The sequence below is a fragment of the Flavobacterium aeripolare genome, assembly GCF_013294025.1.
Taxonomy (GTDB): domain Bacteria; phylum Bacteroidota; class Bacteroidia; order Flavobacteriales; family Flavobacteriaceae; genus Flavobacterium.
Genome location: NZ_JABSNL010000002.1, coordinates 196,891 through 215,904, shown reverse-complemented (window position 1 = coordinate 215,904; position 19,014 = coordinate 196,891). Strand labels below are relative to the sequence as shown.

18 protein-coding genes are annotated in these 19,014 nt (G+C 33.6%); 12 read left to right on the top strand and 6 right to left on the bottom strand.

Going from position 1 to position 19,014, the window contains the following annotated elements:
* Positions 1-32: 32 nt before the first annotated feature.
* The 4 genes from HNQ00_RS03220 to HNQ00_RS03205 all read right to left on the bottom strand — a co-directional run bounded on the left by HNQ00_RS03220 (position 33) and on the right by HNQ00_RS03205 (position 4,211).
* Positions 33-800, bottom strand: a complete 768-nt coding sequence (locus HNQ00_RS03220; RefSeq protein WP_173836898.1) for a rhomboid family intramembrane serine protease — start codon at positions 798-800, stop codon at positions 33-35.
* A complete protein-coding gene (gene mutL / locus HNQ00_RS03215) occupies positions 797-2,659 on the bottom strand; it encodes a DNA mismatch repair endonuclease MutL (RefSeq protein WP_173836897.1) in 1,863 nt (620 codons plus the stop codon). The genes HNQ00_RS03220 and mutL overlap by 4 nt, the downstream gene beginning before the upstream one ends.
* 165 nt (positions 2,660-2,824) lie before the next feature.
* On the bottom strand, positions 2,825-3,397 hold the full coding sequence (gene ribH, locus HNQ00_RS03210; protein WP_173836896.1) for a 6,7-dimethyl-8-ribityllumazine synthase: 573 nt from the start codon (positions 3,395-3,397) through the stop codon (positions 2,825-2,827).
* A gap of 40 nt (positions 3,398-3,437) precedes the next feature.
* Positions 3,438-4,211, bottom strand: coding sequence for a tetratricopeptide repeat protein (locus HNQ00_RS03205; RefSeq protein ID WP_173836895.1), 774 nt, complete (start codon positions 4,209-4,211; stop codon positions 3,438-3,440).
* A gap of 246 nt (positions 4,212-4,457) precedes the next feature.
* Between HNQ00_RS03205 and recF the strand changes: the two genes are divergently transcribed.
* The 10 genes from recF to HNQ00_RS03155 all read left to right on the top strand — a co-directional run bounded on the left by recF (position 4,458) and on the right by HNQ00_RS03155 (position 15,238).
* Positions 4,458-5,537 (top strand): DNA replication/repair protein RecF, encoded by a 1,080-nt coding sequence (gene recF, locus HNQ00_RS03200; RefSeq protein WP_173836894.1) that lies wholly within the window; start codon positions 4,458-4,460, stop codon positions 5,535-5,537.
* A 50-nt stretch (positions 5,538-5,587) separates the two neighbouring features.
* A complete protein-coding gene (locus HNQ00_RS03195; RefSeq protein ID WP_173836893.1) occupies positions 5,588-5,983 on the top strand; it encodes a rhodanese-like domain-containing protein in 396 nt (131 codons plus the stop codon).
* Positions 5,984-5,992: 9 nt separating this feature from the next.
* The gene (locus HNQ00_RS03190) at positions 5,993-6,673 is read left to right on the top strand and encodes a DUF2461 domain-containing protein (RefSeq protein ID WP_173836892.1); all 681 of its coding nucleotides are present in this window, start codon (positions 5,993-5,995) and stop codon (positions 6,671-6,673) included.
* A gap of 118 nt (positions 6,674-6,791) precedes the next feature.
* Positions 6,792-7,805: a UDP-N-acetylmuramate dehydrogenase gene (gene murB, locus HNQ00_RS03185; RefSeq protein ID WP_173836891.1), complete on the top strand. Its 1,014-nt coding sequence runs from the start codon at positions 6,792-6,794 to the stop codon at positions 7,803-7,805.
* A gap of 196 nt (positions 7,806-8,001) precedes the next feature.
* Positions 8,002-9,108 carry a glycosyltransferase gene (locus tag HNQ00_RS03180; RefSeq protein ID WP_173836890.1) on the top strand — a complete coding sequence of 369 codons (1,107 nt, stop codon included), beginning with the start codon at positions 8,002-8,004 and terminating at the stop codon, positions 9,106-9,108.
* Positions 9,099-9,650 carry an RNA polymerase sigma factor gene (locus tag HNQ00_RS03175; RefSeq protein ID WP_173836889.1) on the top strand — a complete coding sequence of 184 codons (552 nt, stop codon included), beginning with the start codon at positions 9,099-9,101 and terminating at the stop codon, positions 9,648-9,650. Before HNQ00_RS03180 ends, HNQ00_RS03175 begins: the two co-directional genes overlap by 10 nt.
* A 458-nt stretch (positions 9,651-10,108) precedes the next feature.
* Positions 10,109-10,939 (top strand): energy transducer TonB, encoded by an 831-nt coding sequence (locus HNQ00_RS03170; RefSeq protein ID WP_173836888.1) that lies wholly within the window; start codon positions 10,109-10,111, stop codon positions 10,937-10,939.
* Positions 10,940-11,122: 183 nt separating this feature from the next.
* Positions 11,123-11,992 (top strand): lipoyl synthase, encoded by an 870-nt coding sequence (lipA, locus tag HNQ00_RS03165; protein ID WP_173836887.1) that lies wholly within the window; start codon positions 11,123-11,125, stop codon positions 11,990-11,992.
* Between the two features lie 51 nt (positions 11,993-12,043).
* Positions 12,044-13,039, top strand: coding sequence for a type I glyceraldehyde-3-phosphate dehydrogenase (gene gap, locus HNQ00_RS03160; RefSeq protein WP_173836886.1), 996 nt, complete (start codon positions 12,044-12,046; stop codon positions 13,037-13,039).
* Positions 13,040-13,051: 12 nt separating this feature from the next.
* Positions 13,052-15,238, top strand: coding sequence for a tetratricopeptide repeat-containing hybrid sensor histidine kinase/response regulator (locus HNQ00_RS03155; RefSeq protein WP_173836885.1), 2,187 nt, complete (start codon positions 13,052-13,054; stop codon positions 15,236-15,238).
* On the opposite strand, the gene HNQ00_RS03150 is transcribed toward HNQ00_RS03155, so the two are convergent.
* Positions 15,228-16,040, bottom strand: coding sequence for a purine-nucleoside phosphorylase (locus tag HNQ00_RS03150; RefSeq protein ID WP_173836884.1), 813 nt, complete (start codon positions 16,038-16,040; stop codon positions 15,228-15,230). The two genes, HNQ00_RS03155 and HNQ00_RS03150, sit on opposite strands and share 11 nt — an antisense overlap.
* A complete protein-coding gene (gene lpxK, locus HNQ00_RS03145; RefSeq protein WP_173836883.1) occupies positions 16,012-17,037 on the bottom strand; it encodes a tetraacyldisaccharide 4'-kinase in 1,026 nt (341 codons plus the stop codon). The genes HNQ00_RS03150 and lpxK overlap by 29 nt, the downstream gene beginning before the upstream one ends.
* 73 nt (positions 17,038-17,110) lie before the next feature.
* Between lpxK and HNQ00_RS03140 the strand changes: the two genes are divergently transcribed.
* Together HNQ00_RS03140 and HNQ00_RS03135 are read left to right on the top strand one after the other, a co-directional pair.
* On the top strand, positions 17,111-18,205 hold the full coding sequence (locus tag HNQ00_RS03140) for a Nif3-like dinuclear metal center hexameric protein (RefSeq protein WP_173836882.1): 1,095 nt from the start codon (positions 17,111-17,113) through the stop codon (positions 18,203-18,205).
* Positions 18,206-18,208: 3 nt separating this feature from the next.
* Positions 18,209-18,988: a zinc ribbon domain-containing protein gene (locus tag HNQ00_RS03135; protein ID WP_173836881.1), complete on the top strand. Its 780-nt coding sequence runs from the start codon at positions 18,209-18,211 to the stop codon at positions 18,986-18,988.
* Positions 18,989-19,014: the final 26 nt, after the last annotated feature.

Genomic DNA, 19,014 nt, shown 5'->3' with positions numbered 1-19,014 from the left:
AAAGTTTCTAAATCCCCTTCTTTTCTTTACAACTACTTCCAACGTTTGTCATTGAACTGATTTTTTTTCCAATAATAAACCATAATAAAACCTGTAATGGCACCACCTATATGAGCATAATGTGCAACACCTTGACCAATACCCATAAATGAATTTCCTAATATTCCAAAGAAACCATCGTATAGCAACATCCAAACCGGTACAAAATATTTAGCTTTAATAGGCACTGGGATAAACATAAGTGCTAACTCAGCATTTGGAAACATAAAAGCAAATGCTACTAGTAAACCATAAATTGCACCAGAAGCTCCCACAACATTACCCAAAAAAGCTCCAGTAAAATTCTGAAATTCTGATACGCTCATTAGCTCTTGCCATCTCGTATCGATCTTCCCTTCGTTTAAAATTTGTAAAATTTCAGTTTTAGAAAAACCACTACTAGCAAGAGTTGTTAGCCCTTCATTAAAAAAGTAATAGTTAATTCCGGTATGTAATGCTATGGCACCAAGACCACATGAAAAATAGAAAAACAAGAATTTTTTACTTCCCCAAATATTTTCTAGCACCGATCCAAAAGAGTACAATGCAAACATATTGAAAAAAATATGCATAAAACTACCATGCATAAACATGTGTGTAATTATTTGCCAAAAATGAAAATTATCATTTCCAGGAAAAGACATCGATAATAGTCTAAATGCGGGATTACTAAAATCAAAACTCCCTAGTAACATTGTCCCTATAAAGAAGAGCACGTTGACTATCAATAACTGTTTAACTGTTTCGGTTAAATTTCTCATAATGCAAATTTTTTATCAATGTCTTCCACACGCATAGTAATGAAAGTTGGTTTTTGAAATGGGGAAACGTTTGGATCTTTACACGCAAAGAGTCCGTTTACTAAATTCTCTTGTTCTTTAACACTTAAAACGGTACCTGTTTTCACAGCCAAGCTTCTTGCCATAGACTTTGCTATAGTATCGTTTTGACTAAAACTACTGCTGGGGATGCCGTCTTGTAAATCACTTAGCAACTGCTCTAATACAATTGACACTTCGCTTTCAGTTACATTTACTGGAATACCTGAAATTACAATATGGTCACCATGAGTATCTTCAAAAACAAATCCTGTATTAATTAATGATTGCTTTAACTCAGCAATAAGTTCAATTTCAACCGTAGAATAATACAAGTCTAATGGAAACAACAGCTGCTGGCTAGACGCTTGTTGCACCGTCATGTTTACTAAAAACTGTTCATATAGAACACGTTGATGCGCACGTTGTTGATCCACAATAACCATCCCCGATTTTATAGGAGAAACGATATATTTTTTGTGAATTTGGTAGGCTATATTAACAGATTGCTCTACCTCCTCATCATTAAATAATGAGGCTGTTACGGTTTCACTTTCAAATGACATTTCACCCGCTTCTGTTTCAAATTCAGCCTCTTGTTTTAACCCTACATATAAACTTTCCCAGTTTGCAGTAGATTCTGTTTTACGGCTGTAACTACTAGGAGCCGCATAGTGTTTATTCACCTTATCATCAGAAAAAGGATTAAAACTTCTATCAACTTGAATTGTAGGCGTTGCGCCTTTCATATCTTTGTAACTGTATGGCGTATCAAGATTAGCGTCTCTATCAAAATCTAATACGGGAGCAACATTAAACTGTCCCAAACTATGCTTTATAGAAGCTCTTAAAATAGCATACAATGCATGCTCATCATCAAACTTAATTTCTGTTTTAGTTGGATGAATATTGATATCAATAGTATTAGGCGGCACAGTTAAGTACAAGAAGTAACTAGGCTGTGCACCATCCTTCAAGACACCATCGTAGGCAGCCATAACTGCATGATGCAAGTAGCCACTTTTTATAAAACGATCATTTACAAAAAAGAACTGCTCTCCCCTATTTTTTTTGGCAAATTCAGGCTTCCCTACAAAGCCTTGAATTATAATAATATCTGTTTCCTCTTGAACAGGAACCAATTTTTCATTGGTTTTACCAGCAAATACATTGACTATTCGCTGTCTTAAAGAGGTAGCTGGCAAATTAAACATTTCACTACCATTGTGATAAAATGTAAAATAAATATTAGGATGCGCTAAGGCAACACGCTGAAACTCATCAACGATGTGGCGGTATTCTACAATATCTGATTTAAGAAAATTACGTCTTGCTGGAATATTAAAAAATAAGTTTTTGACTGCAAAGGAAGTTCCCCTAGGCAGTACAGCTACTTCTTGAGAAATAAACTTACTTCCTTCAATGACAATTTGAGTACCTAACTCATCTTGGTCTTGCTTGGTCTTCATTTCAACATGCGCAATTGCTGCAATAGAAGCTAGTGCTTCACCACGAAAACCCTTTGTGTTTAACGAAAATAAATCTTCAGCTAATCTAATTTTTGAAGTAGCATGACGTTCAAAACATAAACGAGCGTCAGTAACACTCATTCCTTTACCGTTATCAATTACTTGAACTAATGCTTTTCCTGCATCTTTTATAATCAATTTAATATCTGTGGCATTTGCATCAACGGCATTTTCTAATAGTTCTTTAACCACCGAAGCGGGTCTTTGAACTACTTCTCCAGCAGCAATTTGATTTGCAACATGATCAGGAAGTAACTGAATTATACTCGACATTACTGAATTTAATTTTAAAGTTTACGGTTTCAAATTTTTAAAACCAAGAAGCACAAATTTAAGGAATTTCTATTGTCTTTACCGCCTTAAGGCATCATAAATAAAACAAAAAACCTATACTATTTTGACAAACAGTATAGGTTTAAATTGGTATTATTTAATGACTTATTCTCCTATTTTTAAAGGCAAATCTTCAATTTGTAATTGACCCGACGAAAGTACTTTTTGTGTATCATAATTATGAGTCAAAGAAGCTTGTTGACGTATAAATGCCATTTTAATAGCTGCTATTGCCGCTTCGGTACCTTTGTTTCCATGAATACCACCACTTCTATCAATCGATTGTTGCATTATGTTGTCTGTTAATACACAAAAGATAACTGGAACATCTGTTTGAACGTTCAAGTCTTTAATTCCTTGAGTAACACCTTCACACACAAAATCAAAATGCTTTGTCTCGCCTTGGATTACACATCCTATTACGATTACTGCATCTACATTTTGCGTTTGCAACATTTTTTTTGCGCCATATATCAATTCAAAACTCCCAGGTACATTCCAGCGAATAATGTTTGAATCTTGCACTTCATTGTCAAGGAAAGCATCATAAGCTCCCTTGTACAACCCTTCAGTTATAGTATCATTCCACTCAGAAACGACAACTCCAAAACGAAAATCCTTTGCTTTAGGAAGTGTACTTTTATCGTAATTTGATAAATTTTTATTTGCTGTAGCCATACTATTATTATTTTATTGAGAAATTAATCTACAATATTAATTATTGTGCTAATCCTATTAAAGCGTCAACTGAAGCAGCTTCTGGTGCTGTGTCAAAGTTTTCTTTAATATCCGTGAAGTATTTTAAAGCATCTTCTTTTTTTCCTAATTCTAAAGCTGTTTTACCTGCTTTTAATAAAAATCTAGGAGTAGTAAAATCATTTTTGTTAGCAGCAACTGCTTTCAAATAATTATCTAACGCTTCTTTTGGTTGGTCTTTTTGAGCATATGCGTCTCCAATAGCTCCTTTTGCCAATGCGCTTAATACAATATCTTCTGATTTGAATTTCTCTAAATAGTCAATTGCTTCAGCATATTTCCCAGTGTTCAAGTACGCAACTCCTGCATAGTAATTTGCTAAGTTCCCTGCATCTGTTCCTGAATATTCATCAGCAATTTTGATAAATCCAAATTTACCTTCAGATCCATTAAGTGACAATGTGTATAATGAGTCACTTGCAACCCCATCAGTAGCTAACTTAAAGTTTTGTTGCGCTACAAACATTTCATCTGCTGCTTCTAACTGCTTAGGCTCAGCAATAAATTTTTGGCATACTACGTAACCAACAGTGAATAAAGCCACTGCTCCCACAATTCCAATGATAATTTTTTGATTCTTGGCAACCCAGTCTTCTGTTTTAGAAGCAGTTTCGTCTAACTTTGTAAAAACTTCAGCAGTTGTGCTTTCAGTATCTTCAATTGTAACGCCTTCTACTGTGTCTTTTACTTCTTTTTCTTTTGGAGTTTTATATCCTCTTTTATTGTAAGTAGCCATTTAAATTTCTATTTAGTGAACCGCAAAAATAAAATTTTTATTCAAACCCACGCAAAAAAATAAGATTTTTATATTTAATTTAAAAAAAAGTATTTTTTTACTACACAGCCGTACCTTTGTAACCTAGGAAATCGCAATAGTATTATATAACTAAGAGGGCATATTTACACCACTTTTTTCTGTTGTACACATTAATAAAAGCACTCCTAAATAACTAGTGAACACCATAATATAGTCGCATATAAAATGTATTTAAAAAAAATATCTTTATTCAATTATAAAAATTTTGACGAGGCAAGCTTCGAATTCAAAGAGAAAATCAATTGTTTTGTTGGCAAGAACGGCATAGGAAAAACAAATGTACTCGATGCAATTTACCACTTAGCTTATGGAAAAAGCTATTTTAACCCTCTTGCAGTTCAAAACATCAAGCACGGTGAAGAGTTTTTTGTGATAGACGCCGAATTCGAAAAAAATGATAGAGCTGAACATGTTGTTTGCAGTTTAAAGAAGGGTCAAAAGAAGATTTTGAAAAGAAACGGCAAGGCTTATGAAAAATTTTCTGACCATGTAGGCTTCATTCCGTTAGTAATTATTTCTCCTGCTGATAGAGATTTGATCGTTGAAGGAAGCGAAACGCGAAGAAAATTTATGGATAGCGTGATTTCGCAATCTAATCCTGAATACTTACAAAAGCTCATACAGTACCAAAAAGTAATGAGCCAGCGCAATGCTCTTTTAAAGTATTTTGCTCTTAATCATTTATTCGAAAAAGACACAATAGCAATATATAATGAGCAACTTGATGCCTTTGGAAGTTATATTTTTAAAATCAGACAAGAATTTATCGCTGAATTCATTCCCATATTTAACAAGCACCATCACAATATTGTAGGAACTGAAGAAGTGGTTCAAATAGTTTATGAAAGTCATTTATTCGAAAAAGATTTATTAACACTTTTTCAAGAAAATATAAATAAGGACCGCGCGCTACAGTATACCAGTGTGGGAATTCACAAAGATGATCTTGCCTTTGAAATTGACGGCCATCTAATTAAAAAGTTTGGATCTCAAGGACAACAAAAATCATTTTTAATCGCGTTAAAATTGGCTCAATTTGAATTTTTAAAAAAACAGAGTGGTGTGAAACCTATTTTGTTATTTGACGATATCTTTGACAAATTAGATGAAAATAGGGTTGCAAAGATTGTCGACATGGTAAATGGAGATACCTTTGGACAATTGTTTATTTCAGACACACATCCAGAACGAACCGAAGCAATTGTAAAATCAACGCATCAGTCTTATCAAATATACAACCTGTAACACACTAGAAAACAAATTTTTATAATATTTAAAAGCAAAATTAAATAATCATGAAAAAATCATTTTACCTATTTTTACTTTCAAGCATTTTATTTCTAAGCTGCCAGAAACAGTATTCTCAAAATACAAACACAGTATCTCCTGATGTTTTTGCCAGTAAAATTGAAAAAACAGCAAAACCGCAAATTCTAGATGTGCGCACAGCCGAGGAATTCAACGCAGAGCATTTAGCCAATGCAAAAAACATCGACTGGTTAGGAACAGAATTTGACACTAAGAGCGCCACATTAGATAAAAACAAAGACGTTTATGTTTATTGCCGTAGTGGTGCACGCAGTAAAAAAGCATGTGCTAGATTAAAAGAGCTAGGCTTTACTTCAATCTATGAATTAGATGGTGGTTTTGTCAAATGGAGCACCGAAGGGCATGCTAGTACTAAAGAATAAACCTTAATTATGTTAACACCAGATAGTTTACAATTTCTAGACGATTTAAAAGCAAATAACAACCGCGATTGGTTTACAGCAAATAGAAAAAGGTACGATAATTTTAAAGCAGATTATCACCAGATGGTAGCTCGTTTTCTTGAAGCGATGAAACCTCTCGATCCTTCTCTAGGAATGCTAGAAGTAAAGAACTGTACTTTTAGAATCAATCGAGACATACGATTTTCAAAGGATAAATCACCTTATAAATCACACATTGGGGTCTGGCTATCTTCTGGCGCTAAGGGAAATAATAGAGCGGGATATTATGTCCATATAGAACATGGAGCAAGCTTTATAGCGGGCGGATTTTATGCACCACTCCCTGATGACTTAAAAAAAGTACGCAAGGAAATCGCTTTTTTTCACGAAGATCTGGAAGCAATTCTCAAGGATAAAAAATTCAAAAAAGAATTCGGAACTTTTGCTCGTAATGAAAAAACAGCACTAAAAAATCCACCAAGAGGCTACGACAAAGAACACCCCGCAGTTGAGCTGTTAAAACTTAAGAGCTTTGAAGTCATGCAGCCTTTTGACATTAACGAAATCACAGTAGAAAATTTTGTTGCAGAAAAAGCAAAAAAATTAATAGTGTTAAAACCTTTGAATGAATTTATGAATCGCGCATTAGAAGCAGAAGAAAATTTCTAGTCTAAAGTAGTTGATCAAACTAATTTTTTTACTCTAAATTCTTGTAGTTTGAATGTTAACATAATATATAATCGCTATTTTTGATCTCATTTTTTAAGCAAGCAAAACCATCATTTCCATGGAAATTTATAATAATATCTCTTTAAAGAATTACAACACTTTTGGCATAGAAGCAAAAGCACAACAATTTGTTGCTGTACACACAATCGCCGAATTGAAGACTGTTCTAGCAGAACAGCATTCAAAACCTAAATTCATTCTTGGTGGTGGTAGTAACATGCTGTTAACGCAGGATATAAAGGCACTAGTAATTCATGTAGACTTAAAAGGAAAGCAAATTATAAATGAAGATGATGATTTTGTTTGGGTAGAAAGCATGGCAGGAGAAAACTGGCACGAGTTTGTTTTATGGACCATCAGTCAAGATTTTGGCGGACTCGAAAATATGTCGCTAATCCCCGGTAATGTAGGTACAACCCCTGTACAAAACATTGGTGCTTATGGCACCGAAATCAAAGATACTTTTGTATCATGTGAAGCAGTTGCTATAAAAGATCAAAGTATTAAGGTCTTCAATAAGGAAGAATGCAATTTTGGCTACCGTGAAAGCATCTTCAAAAATGAGATAAAAGATCAATATATAATCACATCAGTAGTATTTAAGCTGAGTAAAAGAAATCACAAAATCAGTATTTCTTACGGCGATATTGCGGCCGAATTAGCTCAAAAAAACATTACAACTCCATCACTTAAAAATGTGAGCGATGCCGTGATTGCTATAAGAAGAAGTAAATTGCCAGATCCTAAAGAGCTAGGAAACAGTGGTAGCTTTTTTAAAAACCCTATCGTTTCTAAAAAAGACTTTGCTCCCATTCTAAGTAAATTTCCTGATATGAAATACTACGAAATATCAGACACCGAGGTAAAAGTACCTGCGGGATGGCTTATTGAACAAGCTGGTCTCAAAGGAAAGCGCTATGGTGATGCAGGAATACATAAAAACCAAGCCCTAGTATTAGTAAATTATGGTACTGCAACAGGGCAAGAAATTCTAGATGTGTCTAAGCTAGTTCAAAAAACTGTTTATGAGCGATTTGGAATAAAAATTGACGCCGAAGTAAACATTATCTAATTCTTTTTATAAGCATCAGCTGAAACTGCTAGATTGTTTGGAGCGACGTTAATCGTATGTTTGACAGGGGTAATACGTTTGTTTTTAAAAGAAGTTTTATGTCTTTTATTTTCGAATAAAATTCATAATTTATACTCCTTTTTTACTAATTGTATTCTTACCTTTGCCGATGATTTAAAAACCATATTAAACTCTGATGCTTATACTGATCCTCTACTTTTTTATATTTATTGTTGTCCTTCAGTTGTTTTATTACTTAGTGATTTTTGGGAAATTTGCTTTCGCGAAAGCGCAAAAAATAACACCTAAGAAATTACCTATTTCGGTAATTGTATGTGCAAAAAATGAGGAGGAGAACGTAAAAAAATTCATTCCGCTTTTAGCTGAGCAAGACTATCCTGATTTTGAAATAATCTTAATCGATGATGCTTCTAGTGACAATACGCTAGAAGTATTTGAAGAATTCGAACAAATCTATCCTAATGTCACCCTAGTAAAAGTTCAAAACAACGAGGCTTTTTGGGGAAATAAAAAATATGCTTTAACGCTAGGGATAAAGACCGCTAAAAAAGAATATTTATTATTCACTGATGCCGACTGCTACCCTACTTCAAAGGACTGGATTAGCACTATGAGTTCGCAATTCACCATGCAAAAAACGATTGTTTTAGGTTATGGTGGTTATGAAAAAATAGCCAAATCATTTTTAAACAAACTAATTCGTTTTGAAACAGTTTTAACAGCAACACAATATTTTTCTTGGACAAAATTAGGCCGCCCTTACATGGGTGTGGGTCGCAATATGGCCTATAAAAAGGAGGAGTTTTTTAATGTAAACGGATACATTAACCACATACAAGTGCGCACAGGAGATGACGACTTATTTATAAATGAAGCCGCGACAGCTAAAAACACGACGGTAATATACGCTCCTGAAAGCTTCACTTATTCGACACCAAAGACAACATATAAGGAGTGGAAAAACCAAAAAAGACGCCACTTATCTACAGTAAGTCATTATAAAAAGCAAGATAAATTTCAAATGTCCCTGTTTTTTATATCACAACTTTTGTTTTTTATTGTACCAAGCATCTTGTTAGCTTACGAATTTCAATGGATTATCGTTCTAGCAATTATTGTTGTAAGATATGCTGTGGCATGGACTGTAGTAGGCTGCGCTGCACGAAAATTAAAGGAAAAGGATTTAAAATTTTTATTTCCTATTATCGAAATCGTTTCTATTTATTTCCAAATCAATACCTTTATAGCTAACCTTATTTCAAAGCCAACACATTGGAAATAATTACCCAAATAGAAAAAGCTAAAAAAGGCGATCAAACAGCGTTTACTTTTCTTCTGAATTTTTATTGGAACGAAGTCTATGGCTTTATGCTTAAACGAACAGAAAATGAAACTAGTGCTGAAGATATTACCATTGAAACTTTTTCAAAAGCATTTGATAAAATAGCTTCCTACAATCCTGAATTTCAATTCAACACTTGGCTTATCAGTATTGCTAAAAATGTTCATATCGACCTACTTCGTAAAAAGAAATCCAGCCTTTTTATCGAAATCACAGATAGAGAAGACCAAAAAGCATACAATATTGCAGATACTACCCCATCTGCAGAAGATGAACTAATTACCGAGCAAAATTTATCTCAACTATTGCGTTACATAAAAGAATTGAAACCACATTATCAAGAAGTGATTCAATTGCGCTATTTTCAAGAAATGAGTTACCAGGAAATCGCTACCGCTATAAACGAGCCTTTGAGCAATGTAAAAATAAAGTTGCTACGCGCTAAGAAACTATTAGCCGAGATTATTAGAAATAAAAGATAGAATGATTTGTCATTAACAACATAAAAAGCGGTGCACTTAAAAAATGCACCGCTTTTATTTATTAGAGCACGCACCACTTTCTTAATGACTAGCTGCGCAAATCTTACACAATATCTATAATCATATTTAGCTCGGCCCTTTATTACTCTTCTAATTTTAAAAATTGCGACTAAGTTCCTTATAGATAATTATGTAACGTAACTTAATTCTCAGCTCCCTATATAACCTAAGAAACATCTAAACTACCCCAAAATAACATTGTTACAAATTCAATTATTTAACATTAAAAGAACTTATTACATACTACAAAAAAGTATTTAAGTAAAATATATTTTAATTTTCAGCAATAACATTAGATTTAATGAAAACAATAAAGTAATTTTATCATAGTACTCTTACTAATGTTCCTATCAAGCAATGCCTTTCTTAATAATTATCTAACCTCTAAATATATTATTATGTCTAAACCTAGCATTTACGAAACCAGTTGGATTGATTTAGTTTTCGAAAACAGAAACAAAGAATACGGCGCCTATCGATTGCGTCAAGAAAGTACTAAGACCGGAATATTTTCATTATTTGTCGGTTTGCTATTTTGTGCTGCTTTAATGACAATTCCTAAACTGATGAGTTTCTTCAAGATTTCTAGCAGTACAGTTGTAACAACTAGCACGAATACTATTGATGAAATCGTCGAATTAACAGCGATAATTCCTCCGGTTAGTAAGCCATCTCAACAAATGCCTGTAGCGCAAGCAACTATTGAAAAACCTACAGCCGTAATAATGAAAAAGCAACTTTCAAACCCCACGATTGTAAAACCTGAACTAGCATTAAATGAGATCCCTACAAATATAGAGGCAATTTCAATTAAAAGACCAACCATTGAAGGAACTGGTATTTCTAGTGGTGTTACAAATGCAAGTACAGGATCTGGAACTGCCAGTACCGTAGCCACTGATTACGGTAATACTACAGTAACAACTGCAGTGCTAGATAAGTTACCGCAATTTCCAGGGGGAATGGATAAATTTTACAGCTACGTAGTAAATAGATTTAGAACTCCTGAGGTAAACAACGAAAAATTAATCAAAATTTACGTGTCATTTGTTGTTGAAAAAGACGGTACAATGAGCGACATTAAAGTAGTCAATAATCCTGGTTACGGACTCGATAAAGAAGCCATTAGAGTATTACAATCAATGAAAACAAAATGGTCACCAGGAATGATAGGTTCAAAAGCGGTAAGAACGGCTTACAATCTACCTATAATAGTTCAAGTAAATTAATTGTCTAAAAAAAAGCAGAATTTTATAAATTCTGCTTTTTTTATCCTCCACCTCTATAACTTTTCACTACTAGAAAATCTTATCAGGAAATCTCTTATCATTAAAAAAATTCCCCAACCTATAATCGCTAAAGCCCTTGTATTTAATACACATTCATTATCTTTGTATATTGAAAATTAATATATGGAAACTGTTTTAGATAAAAATTTACCTGTAGGGAAACCAAAATGGTTAAAGGTAAAACTCCCAATAGGTCAAAAGTACACTGAACTTCGCGGTTTAGTAGATAAATATAGCTTAAATACAATATGTGCGTCTGGTAGCTGCCCCAATATGGGTGAGTGCTGGGGAGAAGGTACTGCAACATTCATGATCTTAGGAAATACCTGTACTAGATCATGTGGTTTTTGTGGTGTAAAAACAGGAAGACCTGAAACGGTTGACTGGGACGAACCAGAAAAAGTAGCGCGTTCTATTAAAATCATGAATATTAAACATGCTGTTATCACTAGTGTGGATAGAGACGATTTAAAAGATGGTGGCTCTATTATATGGATTGAAACTGTGAAAGCTATTCGTAGAATGAACCCAAACACTACACTTGAGACTTTGATTCCTGACTTTCAAGGAATAGAAAGAAATATCGATCGTATTATTGAAGCTAATCCAGAAGTGGTTTCTCACAATGTTGAGACAGTAAGAAGATTAACTCGTGAAGTTCGTATTCAAGCAAAATATGATCGTAGCTTAGAGGTTTTGAGATATTTAAAAGAAAAAGGAATCAATAGAACCAAATCTGGTATTATGCTAGGCCTAGGCGAACAAGAAGAGGAAGTTTTTCAAACTATGAGAGATTTGCGTGACGCGAATGTTGATGTAGTAACTATAGGTCAATATTTACAACCAAGTAAGAAACACCTTCCAGTGAAAGAATTCATAACGCCAGAACAATTTGCTATATATGAAAAATATGGTTTAGAACTTGGATTCAGACATGTTGAAAGCGGACCTTTAGTTCGTTCTTCTTACAAAGCACAAAAACACATTTTATAAAATATTTAATCGATTACCACTGTAATCGATTGAGAGATCAATCCACAAAAATTGAAAACAAGAGTTGCCATAAATGGATTTGGAAGAATCGGTAGAAATTTATTTCGCCTACTTTTAAACCATCCTAAGATTGAAGTAGTTGCTATTAATGACATTGCCGATACAAAGACAATGGCACATTTATTAAAGTACGATAGTATTCATGGCGTATTAAAAAAGACTATTGAAACTAACGATACCGGATTTTTAATTGAAGGGCAACAATTTGCTTTTTTTCACGAAAAAGAACTTTCTAATTTAGACTGGGCAAGCTTAAATGTAGATTACGTTATTGAATCTACAGGTAAATATAAAACTCATGAAGAGTTGCATCAACATATTTTAGCAGGCGCAAAAAAGGTTATCCTTTCTGCGCCTTCTGAAGTAGATACTATAAAAACAGTTGTTCTCGGGGTGAATGAGCACATCTTAGACGGTACAGAGCAGATTATATCTAATGCGAGCTGCACAACAAATAACGCAGCTCCTATGATTAAAATTATTAATGATTTGTGTGGAATAGAGCAAGCCTATATTACAACCATACATTCATATACCACTGATCAGAGCTTACACGATCAACCGCACAAGGATTTACGACGAGCTCGAGGAGCTAGTCAATCAATTGTTCCTACAACTACAGGTGCCGCTAAGGCATTGACAAAAATATTCCCTACATTAGAGGGCAAAATAGGCGGTTGCGGCATTCGAGTTCCTGTTCCAGATGGTTCATTAACAGATATCACCTTCAATGTAAAGCAAGCTGTTACCATAGAAGAAATCAACCTTGCCTTCAAAAATGCTGCACAAAGCAAATTAAAAGGCATCCTAGATTATACCGAAGACCCTATTGTTTCTGTAGACATCATTGGGAATACTAATTCATGTGTATTTGATGCACAATTAACGTCGGTCATTGATAAAATGGTGAAAGTCGTAGGATGGTATGATAATGAAATAGGCTATTCATCTCGATTAATCGACCTGATATTGATTACTAGCTCGTAAAAATAAAACTGAATGAAATATTTTTTGGTTTTTCTTCTTCATTTTTCTGTACTACTATATTCGCAAAAAAATGCGGATGTAGATAGCACTTCTATTTATAGTAAATTAGCAACAAAGAACACCGCAGAAGACAACTATAAAAATGCCATTTATTATACTCAAAAGGCAATTAATTACAGCGAGCAAAATCAAGACAGTTACAATAAAGCATGTCAAACATTTGTTTTAGGGAAGCTTTATTTTGATCTTAATAAAAATGAAGATGCCGAAAATTTTCTAACTGAAAGCATTGCAATTTTTAAAAAGCAAGCTGCTTCGGTATCGTATTCAGATGCCTATTACTACCTTGGCTTAGCCAAAATAAGAAAAAAAGATTACAGTTCTGCCAAAAGATATATTGATAAAAGCTTAGCTATTAGAAGAGCTTTACCCATACCAAACCATGATTTAGACGATGCTATAACAGTACAAAAAGGAATTATTTTCAGGTCTGTTGGAAAACCAAAAATAGCCACTAACTTATTCAATAGTATCATCGCAACAAATCCTACAGCTGAGAACACCACCATTAAAGCCGAGGCTTACTACCAAGTAGGTTTGATTGAATTAGCAAATAATCGCTACAACGTTGCTCTAAATTATTTTTCGAAAGCTTTTGAAGAAAATTCCAAAAGTAAAAATATCGATCAAAAATCAGAGATTGCATTTGCATTAAGCACCGTTTACGAAAAACTACTAGAGAAAAACAAAGCGTATTCTTTTTTAAAATTACACCTCAATTTAAAAGAAAGCTTACGAATTTCAAACAATCAGAAATTAAGAATTGACGATTACGACCAGTTTAAAGAAAGCCAGAGACTTAAATCTATCGAGCGAGCAAATAAAGAACTAGCAGACGAAGAAAGGAATAATAAATTCTCTAAGCTAATCAATATTTTAGCCATTGCTCTTATTTCGATTTTATCATTGCTAAGTTTGTCTTTATATAAAAATAATGTCATCCGTACTAAGACTAATTTACTACTTAAAGAAAAGAATAAGGAACTAATTTTAGAAAAAGAAAAAACAGAAAAAGCGTCAAGAGCTAGATCGGAATTTTTATCAACAGTAAGTCATGAACTTAGAACTCCGTTAAATGCAATAAATGGAATCACACATTTACTGTTAGAAGAAAATCCAAAAAAATCACAGCTTCACTACTTGGCATCATTAAAGTTTTCTGGTAATTACTTAGCTACCTTTATCAATGAAATTTTAGAAATAAATAAAATTGAGTCTAATAAAATTGATGTAGAAAACATTCCTTTCGATTTAAAAGAACTACTAACTGATATTAAGAGTTCCTTAAATGGTCTCGCGATTACAAACAACAACTATTTCAACGTTCTATTTGACGAAAAAATCCCAAAAACATTATTAAGCGATCCAACAAAGCTCTCTCAAATCTTTATGAATTTGATCAATAATGCTTTAAAGTTCACTCAAAATGGCGCGGTTACTATTTCAACTACAGCAAATTTGATTTCAGAGAACACAGTTACAGTCTACTTTACAATTACCGATACAGGAATAGGAATTGCTGATGATAAACTTGAAACAGTATTTGAAAGCTTCTCTCAAGGCTCTGTAGAAATCAACAGAAAATATGGTGGCACTGGATTGGGATTGACAATCGTTAAAAAGCTAGTTTCTGTATTAGGAGGAGAAATTGAACTTAAAAGTAAATTAGGAGAAGGCTCTGCATTTAGCTTTGAACTTGAATTTAATATAGATAAAAATTCAGACGAAATGAGTGCAAATTTATTAAATGAAGATCATTCAGTATTGTTAAATAAAAACATATTAGTGGTTGAAGACAACAAAATTAACCAAATGATTACCGTTAAGATGCTGCAAAATAAGGGTGCAAATTGCACTGTTATAGACAATGGTGAGGAAGCAATTACAAATCTCGCTAACAATCACTACGACATTGTATTAATGGACGTGCATTTACCCGGAATTAATGGAACTATTGCAACGCAGGAAATTAGAAAATTCAATACATCGATTCCTATTATTGCCATAACAGCCATTTCTCTAGATGAAAATAGAGAAATGCTATTATCTTACGGCATGAATGATGTAGTTACAAAGCCATTCTCTCCAGAGAATTTTTACAATGTAATTTCAAAAAGTCTTGTACTAACTAGTAGTTAATAATCAACTCTCTAATTAATTTTCTCACGTTTGGCTCTGCACTTTGCGCAGCTTCTAATACTTCGTCATGCGAAATAGAATCAATATTAGCCTCATCACCTATATCTGTAATTACTGATACGCCAAAAGTTTCAAGATCCATATGACGCGCTACAATTACCTCTGGCACCGTTGACATACCTACACAATCAGCACCAAGAATTTTAACCATTTTGTATTCTGCTAGCGTTTCAAAACTAGGGCCTTGAAGACCAAGATAAATCCCATCTTTTACTTCTATAGATAGTTTTGCGGCTAACTCTTTAGCTTTAATAATCATTTTGCGAGAGTAAGGCTCACTCATGTTTACAAATCTAGGACCAAAACGTTCATCATTTGCTCCTCTTAAAGGATGCTCTGGTGTGAAATTAATATGATCTTTAATAATGATAATTTCACCTATCTTATACTCAGGATTAACTCCTCCAGAAGCATTAGAAACGATCAGTTTTTTTACCCCTAAATATTTTAAAACACGCACAGGAAAAGTTACTTCTTTCATAGAATAACCTTCATAAAAATGAAAGCGCCCTTGCATTGCAACGACTTTTTTATCTCCTATTGTTCCAAAAACCAATGCTCCTTTATGTCCCTGAACGGTAGATACTGGAAAATTAGGTATATCGCTATAAGGTAATGTAAATTCGATTTTGATATCTTCAGTAAAACTACCAAGACCTGATCCTAAAATAACACCGTACTCAGGATTAAAATGATTGATGTTGTTAATATAATTAACCGTTTCTTGTACTTGTTCCCACATAATTTAAAATTGTTTTATCAAACAAATCAGCTGCTGTTAGAAAATTACTTTTAATAGGCAGGTAATACAATTGTCCATCCAGAGCACTCCCTTTTAACCTAACAAAATCCTTTTCAGTCGTTACGATGATGTTGTTTTTTGATTTATTTTTTATCGCTATAATATCGTTATCTGTAAAATGATGATGGTCTGGATATACCATCGTTAAATCATTTGCAGCCTGCAAATATGCAAAAAAAGACTCGGGTTTAGCTATTCCTGCCAAAAGTAATTTGTCTTTTTTAAGGATTTCGCTAACCGCTAAGCTATTATTTATAGAATGCACCGTGTCGTCGTAAGCAATGGTAGTGAAAAATAATTGTTGCCCGCGCGACAACTTGAGCTTGATTCTTATGGTTTCTTGTTCTGCTGTAGATAGCGCAGCAGGACACTTTGTGACCACAATTACATTGGCACGTTTTGCGCCACCTTTATACTCTCTTAAATTTCCAGTAGGTAGCATGAAATCATCCGCATACAAGTCGCCGTAAGCCGTAAGCAAGATGTAAAATCCTGCTTTTACCTTTCTATGTTGGTAGGCATCATCTAGCAGTATAATTTCAGGCTTTTGTTTTTGTGACAGCAATTGCTCTATTCCGTTTTTTCTACTAGCATCGACTGCTACTTGTATTTTATTGAATTTTTGGAAATATTGAAAAGGCTCATCACCTATTGTCTTTGCTGTTGCATTATCATCTGCTAAAATATACCCTTGAGATTCTCGCTTGTATCCACGGCTTAAGGTCGCTACTTTATAATCATCTTGTAGTAAACGAATTAGATATTCAATTTGAGGCGTCTTGCCCGTTCCCCCTACGCTTAAATTACCCACAGCTATCACCGGAATAGAAAATGAAGCTGATTTAAATACCCCTATATCAAATAAATAATTTCGAATAGCAGTAATCAAACCATAAATAATAGCAAGGGGAAAAAGGATTTTGCGCAGTAAATTCATTATACGAAAGTATATTTTTTATTTTAAAGTTGATTTGTTTATTCGTTAATTTGTTTATTCGAAAAAATCAAAAATGAAGATAAAAGAGATTCTTACAGTACTAGAAGAGATGGCACCATTAGCTTATGCCGAAGATTTTGATAATGTAGGCTTATTAGTAGGAGATCAAAATCAAGAAGCAACGGGAGTTTTAGTTTGTCACGATGCCTTAGAGAATGTTATCGACGAAGCAATCAGCAAGAACTGCAATTTAGTCGTATGCTTTCATCCTATTCTATTTGCAGGATTAAAAAAAATCACTGGCAAGAATTATGTTGAGCGTGCCGTTATAAAAGCAATTAGAAATGACATTGCGATTTTTGCGATTCATACCGCTCTTGACAACCATCAACAAGGGGTAAATAAGATATTTTGTGATGCCCTAGGACTAAAAAACACAAGCATATTGATTCCTAAACAAAATTTTATTCGAAAATTAATCACCTTTACCGTACCCGAAAATGCCGATCAAGTGAGAAAAGCATTATTTACTGCAGGAGCCGGCAGTATAGGTAATTATGACGAATGCAGCTTTAGCTCTACAGGTAGTGGTACTTATCGCGGTAATGAAAACAGCAATCCTGTGATAGGAGAACAATTTCAAACGGTACAAACTAACGAACTCAAGATCGAAGTTACTTTTGAAAAATATTTAGAATCTAAGATTTTAAAGGCCTTATTTGAGAGTCATATATATGAAGAGGTTGCATACGAAATCTATGAATTACAAAATACCCATCAAAATATAGGTTTAGGAATGGTAGGTTCATTTGAAGAAGCAATGCCAGAAGAAGCATTTTTACAACTTGTAAAAGATAAAATGATAGCTGGAGGTATTCGTCACTCTGCTTTTACTAATAAAAAAATAAAAAAAGTTGCCGTTTTAGGTGGATCAGGTAGTTATGCTATAAAAAATGCAATTATGGCTGGTGCCGATGCTTTTTTGACTGCCGATTTAAAGTATCACCAGTTTTATGAGGCCGAAAATCAGCTATTATTAGCCGATATTGGACATTTTGAGAGCGAACGCTATACAAAAAATTATATTGTTGATTATCTTCGGAAAAAAATCCTTAATTTTGCAATCATTTTATCTGAAGAAAATACAAATCCAGTTAAGTACTTATAGAATATGGCGAATACGAAAGAATTAAGTGTTGAGGACAAGTTAAGAGCAATTTACGATTTACAATTGATTGACTCTAGAATTGACGAAATTAGAAATGTAAGAGGAGAACTGCCTCTAGAAGTGGAAGATTTAGAAGATGAAGTTGCTGGTTTGAGCACACGTTCTGAGAAATTGAAAGGGGATTTAGAAGTAGTTGAAGACCTAATCAAATCAAAAAAGAATGCGATTGATGAGCACAAAGAGGCTATCAAAAAATACACAAAACAACAAGAAAGTGTTCGTAACAATAGAGAATTCAACTCTTTAACTAAAGAAGTTGAGTTTCAAGAACTTGAAATTCAATTAGCTGAAAAGCAAATTAAAGAAATGAAAGCTTCTATTGAAAACAAGAAAGCAATTATTTCTCAGTCAAAAGAAAAGTTAGAAACAAAAGCTAACCACTTGAAGCACAAGAAATCTGAGCTTGAAGCTATCATGGCAGAAACTGCTAAAGAAGAAGCTTACTTAACTGAAAAATCTCTTGAATTTCAAAACTTAATTGAAGACAGACTTTTAGCTGCTTACACTAGAATTAGAACAAGTGTTCGTAACGGATTAGCAGTTGTTTCTATCGAAAGAGGAGCATCAGCAGGGTCGTTTTTTACGATTCCACCACAAACTCAAGTAGAAATTGCTTCTAGAAAGAAAATCATTACTGATGAGCATTCAGGAAGAATTCTAGTTGACAGTCAACTTGCAGACGAAGAAAAAGAAAAAATGGAAAAATTATTTTCTAAATTTTAATTATATTTAAGTCCCGATACACATCG

Excerpts from the sequence above, each read along its gene's own strand:
- HNQ00_RS03220 (WP_173836898.1), bottom strand. The coding sequence starts at position 800 with ATGAGAAATTTAACCGAAACAGTTAAACAGTTATTGATAGTCAACGTG.
- mutL (WP_173836897.1), bottom strand. The coding sequence starts at position 2,659 with ATGTCGAGTATAATTCAGTTACTTCCTGATCATGTTGCAAATCAAATT.
- ribH (WP_173836896.1), bottom strand. The coding sequence starts at position 3,397 with ATGGCTACAGCAAATAAAAATTTATCAAATTACGATAAAAGTACACTT.
- HNQ00_RS03205 (WP_173836895.1), bottom strand. The coding sequence starts at position 4,211 with ATGGCTACTTACAATAAAAGAGGATATAAAACTCCAAAAGAAAAAGAA.
- recF (WP_173836894.1), top strand. The coding sequence starts at position 4,458 with ATGTATTTAAAAAAAATATCTTTATTCAATTATAAAAATTTTGACGAG.
- HNQ00_RS03195 (WP_173836893.1), top strand. The coding sequence starts at position 5,588 with ATGAAAAAATCATTTTACCTATTTTTACTTTCAAGCATTTTATTTCTA.
- HNQ00_RS03190 (WP_173836892.1), top strand. The coding sequence starts at position 5,993 with ATGTTAACACCAGATAGTTTACAATTTCTAGACGATTTAAAAGCAAAT.
- murB (WP_173836891.1), top strand. The coding sequence starts at position 6,792 with ATGGAAATTTATAATAATATCTCTTTAAAGAATTACAACACTTTTGGC.
- HNQ00_RS03180 (WP_173836890.1), top strand. The coding sequence starts at position 8,002 with ATGCTTATACTGATCCTCTACTTTTTTATATTTATTGTTGTCCTTCAG.
- HNQ00_RS03170 (WP_173836888.1), top strand. The coding sequence starts at position 10,109 with ATGTCTAAACCTAGCATTTACGAAACCAGTTGGATTGATTTAGTTTTC.
- lipA (WP_173836887.1), top strand. The coding sequence starts at position 11,123 with ATGGAAACTGTTTTAGATAAAAATTTACCTGTAGGGAAACCAAAATGG.
- HNQ00_RS03155 (WP_173836885.1), top strand. The coding sequence starts at position 13,052 with ATGAAATATTTTTTGGTTTTTCTTCTTCATTTTTCTGTACTACTATAT.
- HNQ00_RS03150 (WP_173836884.1), bottom strand. The coding sequence starts at position 16,040 with ATGTGGGAACAAGTACAAGAAACGGTTAATTATATTAACAACATCAAT.
- lpxK (WP_173836883.1), bottom strand. The coding sequence starts at position 17,037 with ATGAATTTACTGCGCAAAATCCTTTTTCCCCTTGCTATTATTTATGGT.
- HNQ00_RS03140 (WP_173836882.1), top strand. The coding sequence starts at position 17,111 with ATGAAGATAAAAGAGATTCTTACAGTACTAGAAGAGATGGCACCATTA.
- HNQ00_RS03135 (WP_173836881.1), top strand. The coding sequence starts at position 18,209 with ATGGCGAATACGAAAGAATTAAGTGTTGAGGACAAGTTAAGAGCAATT.